The 11,829-nt window shown below is 68.8% G+C and carries 13 protein-coding genes; 7 read left to right on the forward strand and 6 right to left on the reverse strand.

All coding sequences use genetic code 11. The features are described from left to right. Window positions 1-82 precede the first annotated feature (82 nt). Window positions 83-2,137: an AsmA family protein gene (locus EJP67_RS26520; protein ID WP_126024722.1), complete on the forward strand. Its 2,055-nt coding sequence runs from the start codon at window positions 83-85 to the stop codon at window positions 2,135-2,137. Here the strand turns inward: EJP67_RS26520 and EJP67_RS26525 are convergent. The 3 genes from EJP67_RS26525 to gpmA form a co-directional block, all read right to left on the reverse strand. Continuing rightward, window positions 2,134-2,907: a HesA/MoeB/ThiF family protein gene (locus EJP67_RS26525; protein ID WP_126024723.1), complete on the reverse strand. Its 774-nt coding sequence runs from the start codon at window positions 2,905-2,907 to the stop codon at window positions 2,134-2,136. The genes EJP67_RS26520 and EJP67_RS26525 overlap by 4 nt on opposite strands. Before the next feature lie 114 nt (window positions 2,908-3,021). Then, complete coding sequence (locus EJP67_RS26530) at window positions 3,022-4,464, reverse strand: S41 family peptidase (RefSeq protein ID WP_126024802.1); 1,443 nt, start codon at window positions 4,462-4,464, stop codon at window positions 3,022-3,024. Window positions 4,465-4,590: 126 nt separating this feature from the next. After that, window positions 4,591-5,334 carry a 2,3-diphosphoglycerate-dependent phosphoglycerate mutase gene (gpmA, locus tag EJP67_RS26535; RefSeq protein WP_126024724.1) on the reverse strand — a complete coding sequence of 248 codons (744 nt, stop codon included), beginning with the start codon at window positions 5,332-5,334 and terminating at the stop codon, window positions 4,591-4,593. 105 nt (window positions 5,335-5,439) lie between these two features. Between gpmA and EJP67_RS26540 the strand changes: the two genes are divergently transcribed. The 6 genes from EJP67_RS26540 (at window position 5,440) to nadA (ending at window position 9,817) form a co-directional block, all read left to right on the forward strand. Then, entirely contained in the window at window positions 5,440-5,823 is a 384-nt protein-coding gene (locus tag EJP67_RS26540; protein WP_420824282.1) for a rhodanese-like domain-containing protein, read from the forward strand. Between the two features lie 21 nt (window positions 5,824-5,844). Continuing rightward, the gene (gene grxC / locus EJP67_RS26545; protein ID WP_126024726.1) at window positions 5,845-6,105 is read left to right on the forward strand and encodes a glutaredoxin 3; all 261 of its coding nucleotides are present in this window, start codon (window positions 5,845-5,847) and stop codon (window positions 6,103-6,105) included. A 119-nt stretch (window positions 6,106-6,224) separates the two neighbouring features. After that, window positions 6,225-6,689: a protein-export chaperone SecB gene (gene secB / locus EJP67_RS26550; protein ID WP_093198195.1), complete on the forward strand. Its 465-nt coding sequence runs from the start codon at window positions 6,225-6,227 to the stop codon at window positions 6,687-6,689. Between the two features lie 42 nt (window positions 6,690-6,731). Then, window positions 6,732-7,784 (forward strand): NAD(P)H-dependent glycerol-3-phosphate dehydrogenase, encoded by a 1,053-nt coding sequence (locus tag EJP67_RS26555; protein WP_126024727.1) that lies wholly within the window; start codon window positions 6,732-6,734, stop codon window positions 7,782-7,784. A gap of 25 nt (window positions 7,785-7,809) precedes the next feature. Further along, entirely contained in the window at window positions 7,810-8,688 is an 879-nt protein-coding gene (gene nadC / locus EJP67_RS26560; RefSeq protein WP_126024728.1) for a carboxylating nicotinate-nucleotide diphosphorylase, read from the forward strand. A gap of 7 nt (window positions 8,689-8,695) precedes the next feature. Beyond that, on the forward strand, window positions 8,696-9,817 hold the full coding sequence (nadA, locus tag EJP67_RS26565; protein WP_126024729.1) for a quinolinate synthase NadA: 1,122 nt from the start codon (window positions 8,696-8,698) through the stop codon (window positions 9,815-9,817). A gap of 129 nt (window positions 9,818-9,946) precedes the next feature. Here nadA and EJP67_RS26570 read toward each other — a convergent pair whose 3' ends face one another. Genes EJP67_RS26570 through panC form a run of 3 tightly spaced genes read right to left on the reverse strand, consistent with a single transcriptional unit; the run spans window position 9,947 to window position 11,820 of the window. Next, on the reverse strand, window positions 9,947-10,309 hold the full coding sequence (locus EJP67_RS26570) for a 6-carboxytetrahydropterin synthase (RefSeq protein WP_126024730.1): 363 nt from the start codon (window positions 10,307-10,309) through the stop codon (window positions 9,947-9,949). Window positions 10,310-10,345: 36 nt separating this feature from the next. Continuing rightward, window positions 10,346-10,984 carry a 7-carboxy-7-deazaguanine synthase gene (queE, locus tag EJP67_RS26575; RefSeq protein ID WP_126024731.1) on the reverse strand — a complete coding sequence of 213 codons (639 nt, stop codon included), beginning with the start codon at window positions 10,982-10,984 and terminating at the stop codon, window positions 10,346-10,348. Then, a complete protein-coding gene (gene panC / locus EJP67_RS26580; protein WP_126024732.1) occupies window positions 10,981-11,820 on the reverse strand; it encodes a pantoate--beta-alanine ligase in 840 nt (279 codons plus the stop codon). The genes queE and panC overlap by 4 nt, the downstream gene beginning before the upstream one ends. Window positions 11,821-11,829 lie beyond the last annotated feature (9 nt).

Raw genomic sequence — 11,829 nt, forward strand, 5'->3', positions numbered from 1 at the left:
CGCCTCCAGTAGGCAATCCCTCACGATCTCTGCGGTTCGTGGCCGACCGCGGCGGGGCGATCGACTGAGTTACAAGGAGCCCATGGCAACGACGAACGCAACGACGAACGTACCGAAGAAGGCCGGCGTCCTGCGCGGCCGGCCGCTCTGGCAGAAGCTGCTGGCGGGCCTCGTGCTGCTGGTTGCGTTGCTGGCGATCGGGCTCGCCTTCTTCCCTTGGGACGTGCTGCGCGAACCGGTCAACCGCTACGTCAGCGAGAAGACCGGGCGCAAGTTCGAGATCACCCGGCGGCTCGACGTGGGCCTGGGGTGGCGGCAGGCCACCGTGAGGCTGGACGGCGTGGAGTTCGCCAACCCCTCATGGGCGCGCGATCCCTATCTGGTGAAGGCGGAGCGTGCCGACTTCGACATACGCCTCTGGCCGCTGATCTCGAGCAGCGTCGTCATTCCCAGGCTGGCGCTTTCCTCCCCCACGGTGGGACTGCAGATGGAAGCCGACGGCCGCCGCACATGGTCGCTGGGCAAGGAAGGCAGGGACAGCTCCGAAGGCGGCACCGTGCCCACCATCGGCCAGGTGCAGATCGACAGCGGCGCGGTCGACTTCCTGGCCAAGCACCTCGGCGTGGACCTGCATGCCGATCTGAGCTACGACAGCGGCCGCGGCGAGATGCCGCTGGACTACCGCATCAAGGGCCGCTACAAGGGCCAGCCGCTGACCGCCAGCGGGCGCACGGGCAATGTGCTGCAGATCGAGGCCACGAACGCGCCGCCTTTCCCGATCGAGATCCGCGCCGCTGCGGGCCAGACGCAGCTGAGGGCGGCCGGCACGGTGGCGCGCCTGTCGGACCTGGACGGCATCGACGCCAGGTTCGATATCAAGGGCCAGACGCTGGGTGCGCTGTTCCCGCTGCTGGGCATCGCGCTGCCGCAGACCTCGCCCTACACCCTGAGCGGCAAGCTCGACAAGCGCGGCAAGCTGTGGGAGGCCTCGGGCCTGAAGGGGCGCCTGGGCCTGTCCGACATCGCGGGCGACATGCGCTTCGACCAGTCCGGCAAGCTGCCGCACCTGGCGGGCGATTTGCGCTCGAACGTGATGGACATGGACGACCTGGGCCCGCTGATCGGCCTGCCGCCCACGGCGCGCACCGCCGCCACGGTGGAAGGGGTCGCGCCGCCGCCCACAGTCACCCAGGTCAAGCGGCCCGGCGGCAAGGTGTTGCCCACTGCGCCGCTGGACTTCGATCGCCTGCGCGCCATGAACGCCGACGTGAAGTACACGGCCGATCGCATCCGCAACGTGCGCGAGGTGCCGCTGGAGCGCGGCAGCGTGCAGGTGAAACTGGCCGAAGGCGTGCTCACGCTCGATCCGCTCGACCTGGGCGTGGCCGGCGGCAGGCTCAGCGGCGCGATCCGCATCGACGGCTCGAAGAAGCCCGCGGACATCCGCGCCTCGCTCGACGCCCGGGCCATGCAGCTGGCGCGGCTGTTCCCGAAGCTCGAAACCACCGGAAACAGCGTCGGCAGGCTGGACGGGCGCATCAATCTCTCGGGCTCCGGCAGCACCGTCGCCAACTGGCTCGGCGGCGCGTCGGGCGATGTGGCGGTCATCTCCGGACGCGGGCAATTCGGCAACCTGCTGCCGGTGTTCGCGACGCTGGTGGGCGGCGACATCATCAAGTTCATCCTGCGCGGCGACCGCAACGTGGAGCTGCGCTGCGCGGCCCTGGCCTTCGACGTCAACAAGGGCCTGATGACCGGGCGCACGCTGGTGGTGGACACCACCAACGCCGTCTTCATCGCCACCGGCCAGGCCAACCTGGCGACCGAGGGGCTGGATTTCGTGATCCGCCCCGAGCCCAAGAGCAAGAACATCCTCTCGATCCGCACGCCGCTGGTGGTGGGCGGCACATTCGGCGATCCCAAGGGCGGGCTGGAGGTCGGCCCGCTGGCCGGGCGCGGGCTGGCCGCGCTGGCGCTGGGTGCGGTCAATCCGCTGCTGGCACTCGCTGCGACCATCGAGCCGGGCCCGGGCGAGGATTCGAACTGCCAGGGCGTGGTGGCGCAGGCGAACAAGCCCACGGCGGGGGCGGCAGCCAAGGGCGCCGCCCGGGCGAAGGGCGCGAAGCAGCCTAACTAGACCGGAGTGGAGGGGAAGGTCGCGCGTTGCGCGCAGACGCTGCAGTGCGGATCGCGCGCCACGCGCAGCGTGTCGAACGAGGTGCTGCGCCCGTCGAACATCAGCAGCTTGCCCGCCAGGGACGGGCCGATGCCGGCCAGCAGCTTCAGCGCCTCGCTGGCCTGCAGCGTGCCGATGGTGCCCACCACCGGGCCGAACACGCCGAGCACCGCGCAGCGCGTTTCCTCGAAGCTCGCATCGGGCGGGAACAGGCAGGCATAGCAGGGCGAGGCGGCGTCGCGGGTGTCGTAGACGCTCAATTGCCCGTCGAAACGGATCGCCGCGCCTGCCACCAGCGGCTTCGCATGCGCCACGCAGGCGCGGTTGACGGCCTGCCGGGTAGCGAAGTTGTCGCAGCAGTCGACCACCACGTCGGCCTCGGCCACGAGACGCGACAGCAGCGCCTCGTCGGCGCGCAGTGCGTGGGTTTCGATGGCGATGTCGGAGTTGATGTCGCGCATGGCCTGCGCGGCTGATTCGACCTTCGGCAGGCCGACGCGCGCATGGGTGTGGGCCACCTGGCGCTGGAGATTGGTGAGATCGACTTCGTCGTCGTCGACCAGCACGATGTGGCCGACGCCCGCTGCCGCAAGGTACAGGGCCACCGGCGAGCCCAGCCCGCCGGCGCCTATGACCAGAACCCGTCCGGCACTGACACGGGCCTGCCCGTCGATGCCGAATTCTTCCAGAAGGATGTGGCGCGAATAGCGCAGCAGCTGGTGATCATTCATGCTCGCCCCCAGGCTTGCCCACTTCGTGTGGCCGCCCACACCCTATCGGGGGCAATACCGGCGGCCCGGCAAGGCCGGTTCCGCGGTATTCCTGAAAAGAACCGACTTGCCGGCTCAGTTCTCTTTCTTCTCTTCCTTGTTGTCGACGATGACCTGCGTCTTGCTCACGAGCACCGGCTGGCCCTTCAGGCGGTTGAGCGCCTGCACGAGCGGGAAGTCCTTGTCGGTGCCGAACTCGGGCACCTTGCGGTCCTGCGGCGGCTTCTTGGCTTCTTCCTCGAGGCGCTTGCGGGCTTCGTCGCGGGCCTTTTCGCGTTCCGGGTCCTTGACTTCTGGGCCCTGGCCGCTGGCCAGGTGCTTCTCGAGGTCGGCCTCGCGCATGCGCAGGGCGGCGAAGGGGCTGCCCTCGGCGCTTTCGTCGACCAGCACGTTCGGCACGATGCCCTTGGCCTGGATCGAGGTGCCGCTGGGCGTGTAGTAGCGCGCGGTGGTGATCTTCAGGCCGGTGTCGGGGCCGAGCGGGCGCACCGTCTGCACCGAGCCCTTGCCGAAGGTCTGGCTGCCCATGATGGTGGCGCGCTTGTGGTCCTGCAGCGCGCCGGCGACGATCTCGCTGGCGGAAGCCGAGCCTTCGTTCACCAGCACCACCAGCGGCACGGTCTTCAGCGCGGCCGGCAGGCTGCGCAGCGGGTCGCTGCCCGAACGGCGCTGGTAGAACTCCGGCGCTGCCTTGTAGACCGACTTGCTCTCGGCCAGCTGGCCGTCGGTGGTGACCACCGTGACGTTCTCGGGCAGGAAGGCCGACGACACCGCCACGGCCGCGTCGAGCAGGCCGCCCGGGTCGTTGCGCAGGTCGAGCACCAGGCCCTTGAGGTTCGGGTCTTCCTTGTAGAGCTCATCGATCTTCTTGACGAAGTCGTCGACGGTGCGCTCCTGGAATTGCGAGAGGCGGATCCAGCCGTAGCCGGGCTCGATCATCTTGCCGCGAACCGACTGCGTGCGGATCTCTTCACGCGTGATGGTCACGGGGAAGGTGCGGCTCTCGTCCTTGCGGAAGATGGTCAGCAGCACCTTGGTGTTGGCTTCGCCGCGCATGCGCTTGACCGCCTCGTTCAGCGACAGGCCGCGCACGGCGGTGTCGTCGATCTTGGTGATCAGGTCATTGGGCTTGAGGCCCGCGCGGAAGGCGGGGGAGCCCTCGATGGGCGAGACGACCTTGATGAGGCCGTCTTCCTGCGAAATCTCGATGCCCACGCCGACGAAGCGGCCCGTGGTGCCTTCCCTGAATTCCTTGAAGGACTTCTTGTCGAAGTACTGGGAGTGGGGGTCGAGCCCGGCGACCATGCCGGAGATGGCGTCGGAGATGAGCTTCTTCTCGTCGACCGGCTCCACGTAGTCGCTCTTGACCATTCCGAAGACGGCGGCGAGCTGCTGCAGTTCCTCGAGCGGCAGGGGCGCGAGCGAGCCGCGCGCGACTGTCTGCAGCGAGACGGTGGTCAGGACGCCTGCAACGGCGCCGGCGGCGACCCAGCCGGTGATCTTGAGTTTCTGGCCCATCATGAGTGGTTGTCCTTGTCGGCGGCTGTCAGTCCAATATACACAGCTTGGAAGCAAATTGTTTGCCGGGGTTCCACGGGTGGAGCGCCGGACGGGGGCTTTTCAGGGCGCTCCTGGCGGGCCTTCTCAGCCCTTGCCCTGCGATGCCACCGCGGCGGCGGCCTTTTCGGCGGCCGCGGCATCGCCGAGGTAGTAGTGGCGCAGGGGCTTGAGGTCGTCGTCGAGCTCGTACACCAGCGGGATGCCGTTCGGGATGTTCAGCCCGACGATGTCGTCGTCGGAGATGCCGTCGAGGTACTTCACCAGCGCGCGGATCGAGTTGCCGTGGGCCGCCACCACCAGCCGGCGGCCGGTGCGGATGGCCGGCGCCATCGATTCGTTCCAGAAGGGCAGAACGCGCGCCACGGTGTCCTTCAGGCACTCGGTCAGCGGGATCTGCTCGGGCGAGAGCTTGGCGTAGCGCACGTCGCCGCGCTCGCTGCGCGGGTCGTCGGCTTCCAGCGGCGGGGGCGGGGTGCCGTAGCTGCGGCGCCAGACCAGCACCTGCTCGTCGCCGTATTTCTTGGCGGTTTCGGCCTTGTTCAGGCCCTGCAGGCCGCCGTAGTGGCGCTCGTTGAGGCGCCAGGAATGCACCACGGGCAGCCAGGTGCGGTCGAGTTCGTCGAGCGTGTGCCACAGGGTGCGGGTGGCGCGCTTGAGCACGCTCGTGTAGGCGACGTCGAAGTCGTAGCCTTCGGCCTTGAGCAGCCGGCCGGCCTGCTTGGCCTGTTCGACGCCGGTTTCGGTCAGGTCGACGTCGGTCCATCCGGTGAAGCGGTTTTCGAGATTCCAGGTCGATTCACCGTGACGGATCAATACCAGTTTGTGCATGTGGGAGGCCTTTGGCTGCGCTTGCGAAACCCCGCATTCTAAAATCCCCGGTTTGCCATTCAAGGAACCCCCGTGAAATTGATCGAATTCGTCACCGCGAACTGGATGCTGATCCTGATCGCGCTCAGCTCGGGTGCCATGCTGGCCTGGCCGCTGGTGCGGGGGGCGGGCGGCGGAACGCTCACCGCGCAGGGCGCCGTGCAGCTCATTAACCGCGAGCGCGCCGTGCTGGTCGACGTGCGCGAGCCCGAGGAGTTCGCCACCGGCCACATGATCGGCGCCAGGAACGTCCCCCTGAACCAGCTCGAGGAAAAGCTCGCCAGCACGGTCAAGAACAAGAACGTGCCGCTGCTGCTGGTCTGCGCCACCGGCGCCCGCGCCCAGCGCGCCGTGGCGGTGGCCAAGAAGCTCGGTTACGAGCAGGCCCAAGCGGTGTCCGGCGGGCTGAAGGCGTGGAAAGAGGCTAACCTGCCGGTTGAAAAAGCCTGAAATCCCCCCGAGATGGAGCGTATGCAAGCAGTCAAGATGTACACCACCGCCGTTTGCCCCTACTGCATACGCGCGAAGCAGATCCTGAAGTCCAAGGGCGTCGAGCAGATCGAGGAGATCCGCATCGACACCGACCCCCAGGCCCGCAACACCATGATGGAGATCACCCAGCGCCGCACGGTGCCCCAGATCTTCATCGGCGACACCCACGTGGGCGGCTGCGACGACCTGATGGCGCTCGACAGCCGCGGCGGCCTGGTTCCGCTGCTGCAGGGCGCCTGAAACCGGCCCTGCCCCGGAACCGTCCTGCGACGGGGCCATAATCGCCAGTTCACTCATCTGCAGCCCGCTGCGGGACCCCCTCCCCGGCGGGCATTGTTTTGATCCTCGAAAGTTCAGCCATGGCCGACCAGCAAGCCCAAGATCCCGTCTTCCAGATCCAGCGCGTCTACCTCAAGGACCTGTCGCTCGAGCAGCCCAATTCGCCCGCGATCCTGCTGGAGCAGGAGCAGCCCACCGTCGACATCCAGCTCGGCGTGGACGCACAGCCCGTGGCTGAAGGCATCTTCGAGATCACCGTGGCCGCCACCGTGCAGACCAAGATCGGCGACAAGACCGTGTTCCTGGTCGAAGCCAAGCAGGCCGGCATCTTCGAGATCCGCCATCTGCCCGAAGAGCAGATGGGCGCCATCCTCGGCATCGCCTGCCCGCAGATCGTCTACCCCTACCTGCGCGGCAACGTGGCCGACGTGATCCAGCGCGGCGGCTTCCCGCCCGTGCACCTGGCCGAAATCAACTTCCAGGCCATGTACGAGCAGCAGCAGGCCCAGGCCGCCGGCCAGGCTGCGCCCTCGCTGGCGCAGTAATCACGGCTTGAAGCCGTACAGCCGCAGCAGCCACCGACGCCGATGAAGATCTGCGTTCATGGCGCCGGCGCCTGGGGCACGGCGGTCGCCGTCAACGCGGCGGCCCGCCACGAAGTCACGCTCTGGGCGCGCGACGCCGCCCAGGCCGACGCCATGTCGGCCGCGCGCGAAAACTCCCGCTACCTGCCCGGGCTGGCCCTGCCGGCCTCGCTGGCCGTTCGCGCCGGCGACATCGCCCAGGCGCAGGCCGGCGCCGACCTCGTCATCGTGGCCACCCCCATGGCCGCCCTGCGCGAGCAGCTCATCGCACTGCGCGGCACCGCCGCCGCCGTGGCCTGGCTGTGCAAGGGCGTCGAGCCTGCGCTCGACGCGTCTTCGCCCGCATCCTTCGGCCTGCTGGCCCACGAGATCTGGGCGCAGGTTGCTCCTGAATTGAGAGCGGGCGTGCTCAGCGGCCCCAGCTTCGCGCAGGAAGTCGCCGAAGGCCGGCCGACCGCGCTGGTGGCCGCCAGTCCGCACGCCGCCGTGCGCGACATGCTGGTCGACGCCTTCCACGGCCCTGCGCTGCGCGTCTATGCCAACGAGGACATCGTGGGCGTGGAGGTGGGCGGCGCGGTCAAGAACGTGCTGGCCATCGCCACCGGGCTGTGCGACGGCCTCGCGCTGGGGCTCAACGCCCGCGCGGCGCTCATCACTCGCGGCCTCGCCGAAATGACGCGCTTCGGCCTCGCGCTGGGTGCCCGCGCCGAAACCTTCATGGGCCTTTCTGGCCTGGGCGACCTGGTTCTGACCTCCACCGGCGACCTGTCGCGCAACCGCAAGGTCGGCCTGCTGCTCGCGCAGGGCCGCACGCTGGCGCAGGCCGTCGATTCGCTGGGCCACGTGGCCGAGGGCGTGTATTGCGCCCGCACCGTGGTGCAGCGCGCGCGCGGTCTCGGCATCGAGATGCCCATCGCCGAGGGCGTGGTCGCGCTGCTCGATGGCCGCATGAGCCCCCAGGACGCCGTGGCGGCCCTCGTCGGCCGCGAGCCGGTGCCGGAATCGGTGCAGCAGCCCCAACCGGGCGCCACCGCTTCCCCCCGTCAATCCCCCTGAGAAAAACGCAGAGACAAAGAGAGCCATGAGCCTTCGCTTTGATTTTTCAGCGTCGGCCGTGGCCGCGCTGGCCCTGTCCGATGCCACCCGCGCATTGCAGGAAGACGTCGCCGACGGCGACCTCACCGCCTCGCTGGTCGACCCCGCCCGCAGCGCCCGCGCCCGCGTGCTGGCCCGCGAGGAGGCCGTGGTCTGCGGCGCGCCCTGGGTGGAGGCCACGCTGCGGCAGCTCGATCCGCAGGTGCGCATCCAATGGCTCTGCGCCGAGGGCGAGCGCTGCGAGGCCGGCCAGACGGTGCTCGAAATCGAAGGCTCGGCCCGCGCGCTGCTGACGGCCGAGCGCACCTCGCTCAACTTCCTGCAGCTGCTGAGCGCCGTCGCCACCAAGACCGCGCTCTATGCCGACGCCGTGCGCGGCACCCGCGCGCGCATCGTCGACACCCGCAAGACCATTCCCGGCCTGCGCCTCGCGCAGAAGTACGCGGTGCGCACCGGCGGCGGCCTCAACCACCGCATCGGCCTGTACGACGCCGTGCTCATCAAGGAAAACCACATCGCCGCGGCCGGTGGCGTGGCCGCGGCCGTGCGCGCCGTGGCCCCTGCGGCCGCGAAGGCGGAATTCGTCGAGGTCGAGGTCGAGACGCTGGCCCAGCTGCGCGAGGCGCTCGATGCCGGCGCGCGCATGGTGCTGCTCGACAACATGGACCTGCCCACGCTGCGCGAGGCCGTGCGCATCAACGACGGGGCCGGCGAAGGCCGCAAGGCCGTGCTCGAGATTTCGGGTGGCGTCACCCTGGAGGGCCTGCGCGCCCTGGCCGAGACCGGCGTCGACCGGATTTCCGTCGGTGCCCTGACCAAGGACGTCAAGGCGATCGACTACTCGATGCGTTTCCAGGAAGGCTGATCCGTCCATGTCGTCCACGGTCATCGACGTCGACTACGAGCAGCCCGCCGGAACCAGGGCCGGCGCCGTCTGCGACACCCGCCACGCCTGGGCGCGCGTGCCGCCCGAGCCATCGCCCGACGAGCGCATCGCGCTGAAGGAGCGCATCCGCCGCCTGCTGCGCGAACGCAATGCGGTGATGGTGTCGCACTTCTACGTGCATCCCGACCTGCAGGACCTCGCCGAGGAAACCGGCGGCATCGTGAGCGACTCGCTCGAGATGGCGCGCTTCGGCCGCGACCACACCGCGCAGACGCTGGTGGTGTCGGGCGTGCGCTTCATGGGCGAGACCTCGAAGATCCTCTCGCCCGAAAAGCGCGTGCTGATGCCCGACCTCGACGCGAACTGCTCGCTCGACCTGGGCTGCCCCGTCGACCAGTTCAGCGCCTTCTGCGACCAGCATCCCGACCGCACCGTGGTTGTCTACGCCAACACCAGCGCGGCCGTGAAGGCGCGCGCCGACTGGCTGGTCACCTCCAGCTGCGCGCTCGACGTGGTGAACGCGCTGCATGCGGCGGGGCAGAAGATTCTGTGGGGCCCCGACCGCCACCTGGGCGACTACATCCGCCGCCAGACCGGCGCCGACATGGTCAGCTGGAACGGCGCCTGCATCGTGCACGACGAGTTCAAGGCGCTGGAGCTCGAGCTGCTCATGAAGGAGCACCCGAAGGCCAAGGTGCTGGTGCACCCCGAGTCGCCTTCCGACGTGATCGCGCTGGCCGATGCGGTCGGCTCCACCTCGGCCATCCTCAACGCCGCGCAGCGCATGGACGCCAAGGAGTTTATCGTCGCCACCGATAGCGGCATGCTGCACAAGCTGCGCACGCTGAACCCCGCCAAGGTCTTCATCGAGGCGCCCACGGCCGGCAACGGCGGCACCTGCAAGAGCTGCGCGCATTGCCCCTGGATGGCGATGAACGGACTGGTGGAGCTGGCGAATGCGCTGGAGACGGGGGCGGGGGAGATCCACGTCGATCCGGCGCTGGGGCTGCGGGCACGCGTGCCGATCGATCGGATGCTGGCGTTCACGGCCGGGTTGAAGAACGGGCAGGCCCCGGGGGGCCTGGTGGCGGGCATCGGCGCCGCCTGAGGTGTTGTTCCCTCTCCCGCTTGCGGGAGAGGGTTAGGGTGAGGGTCTTGGGCCTTACAACATCGCGTGGCCTTCGATGCCGTCAGCCCTCACCCCAACCCTCTCCCCGAGGGGAGAGGGAGCAAGCCCCTAGAAATCCACGGTGCAGGAATCGCCCATCGCCTCGCGCCACACCCGCACGCGCGCCAGCGAGGGCCGCAGGTCCGGCAGCGCATCCGCGATGAACACGCACAGGTTCTCCAGCGTCGGCGGATGCAGCCCCGGCACGTCGTCCAGCAGGTGATGGTCGAGCTGCTCGCGCACTTCCGCGAGCCGGCGGCGCAGCAGGCCCAGGTCGATCACCATGCCGGTCACGGGATCGCGCTCGCCCGAGAGCCACACTTCCGCGTGATAGGTGTGGCCGTGGATACGGCGGCTTCCTTCGGCCTCGATCTCGCGCTTGAGTGTGTGGGCGGCGTCGAAGAAAAAGCGTTGGCTGATGGTGAATCGCATCGTCGAAAGAGAAAACTCGGAAAAAGGGCGCCCGCCTCAGCGGATGCCGGTGATCTTGTGCGTCTGCACGCTCAGGCGCCACACGGGCTGCTTCATGCATTCGGCAATGCACAGTTCGGTGTTCGCGAGCTGGTCGGGCCCGTCCATGGGCTGCAGGAAGCGGTGGGTGAACTCGCCGGTGCGTGCCATGGTGTCGAGGTCGAACCCGGCCTGGGGCCACACCAGCTTCAGCTCCTGCCCGCGCCGCTGCACCCATGGCGCGCCGGCCTTGGGGCTGATGCACAGCCAGTCGATGCCCTCGGGCGCCTCGACCGTGCCGTTGCTCTCCACCGCGATGCGGAAGCGCCGCGCGTGCAGCGCGTCGACCAGCGCCTTGTCGACCTGCAGCAGCGGCTCGCCGCCGGTCAGCACCACCAGCCGGTGGTCGGCATCGGTAGCAGGCCATTGCGCGGCGATGGTGTCGGCCAGCAGGTCGGCGGTCTTGAACTTGCCGCCCAGCGTGCCGTCGGTGCCTACGAAATCGGTGTCGCAGAAACGGCAGATGGCGGAGGCGCGGTCTTCCTCGCGGCCGGTCCAGAGGTTGCAGCCCGCGAAGCGGCAGAACACGGCCGGCATGCCGGCCTGTCCGCCTTCGCCCTGCAGCGTGTAGAAGATTTCCTTGACGCTGTAGGTCATGGGGCAGCCGTCTCGATCTCGAGGTTGTCGATCAGCCGCGTGCTGCCCAGGCGCGCGGCGGCCAGCGCCACCAGCGGCTCGCCGGCAGCCGGCGCCTGCAGGTCGGAGCGGCGGCGCAGCACCAGGTAGTCGGGTTGCCAGCCGCGCTGCGCGAGCGCCTGCATGGCGCGGGCCTCGATCGCGCCGAGGTCGCGCTCGCCCGAGCGCACCGCCTCGGCCATCGCCTTCAGCGCCTTCGAAAGCTGCACCGCCTCGGCACGTTCGCTCTCGCTGAGGTAGCCGTTGCGCGACGAGAGCGCCAGGCCGTCTTCGGCTCGGAAGGTCTCGCCGCCCACGATCTCGATAGGCAGCGCGAACTGCCGGACCATGTGCCGGATCATCATCAGCTGCTGATAGTCCTTCTTGCCGAACACGGCCACGCGTGGCTGCACGCACTGGAAGAGCTTCATCACCACCGTGCACACGCCGATGAAGAAGCCGGGGCGGAAGTGGCCTTCGAGGATGTCGGCCAGCGCAGGGTCGGGATGCACCTTGCAGGTCTGGGGCTCGGGGTAGAGCGCCTTCTCGTCGGGAGCGAACAGCACGTCGCAGCCGGCCGAGCGCAGCTTCTCGCAGTCGATCTCCCAGGTGCGCGGGTAGGTGTCGAAATCTTCGTGGGGCAGGAACTGCAGGCGGTTCACGAAGATGCTGGCCACCGTCACGTCGCCCAGCGGCTTGGCCTGCTTCACCAGGGCCAGGTGGCCGTCGTGCAGGTTGCCCATGGTCGGGACGAAGGCGGGACGCCTGAAGGCGGCCAGGTGGCTGCGCAGGTCGTCGATGGTGTGTGCGATGTACATGAGGGGGGT

Origin of the sequence: Variovorax guangxiensis, assembly GCF_003952165.1 — a bacterium.
GTDB lineage: Bacteria > Pseudomonadota > Gammaproteobacteria > Burkholderiales > Burkholderiaceae_C > Variovorax > Variovorax guangxiensis.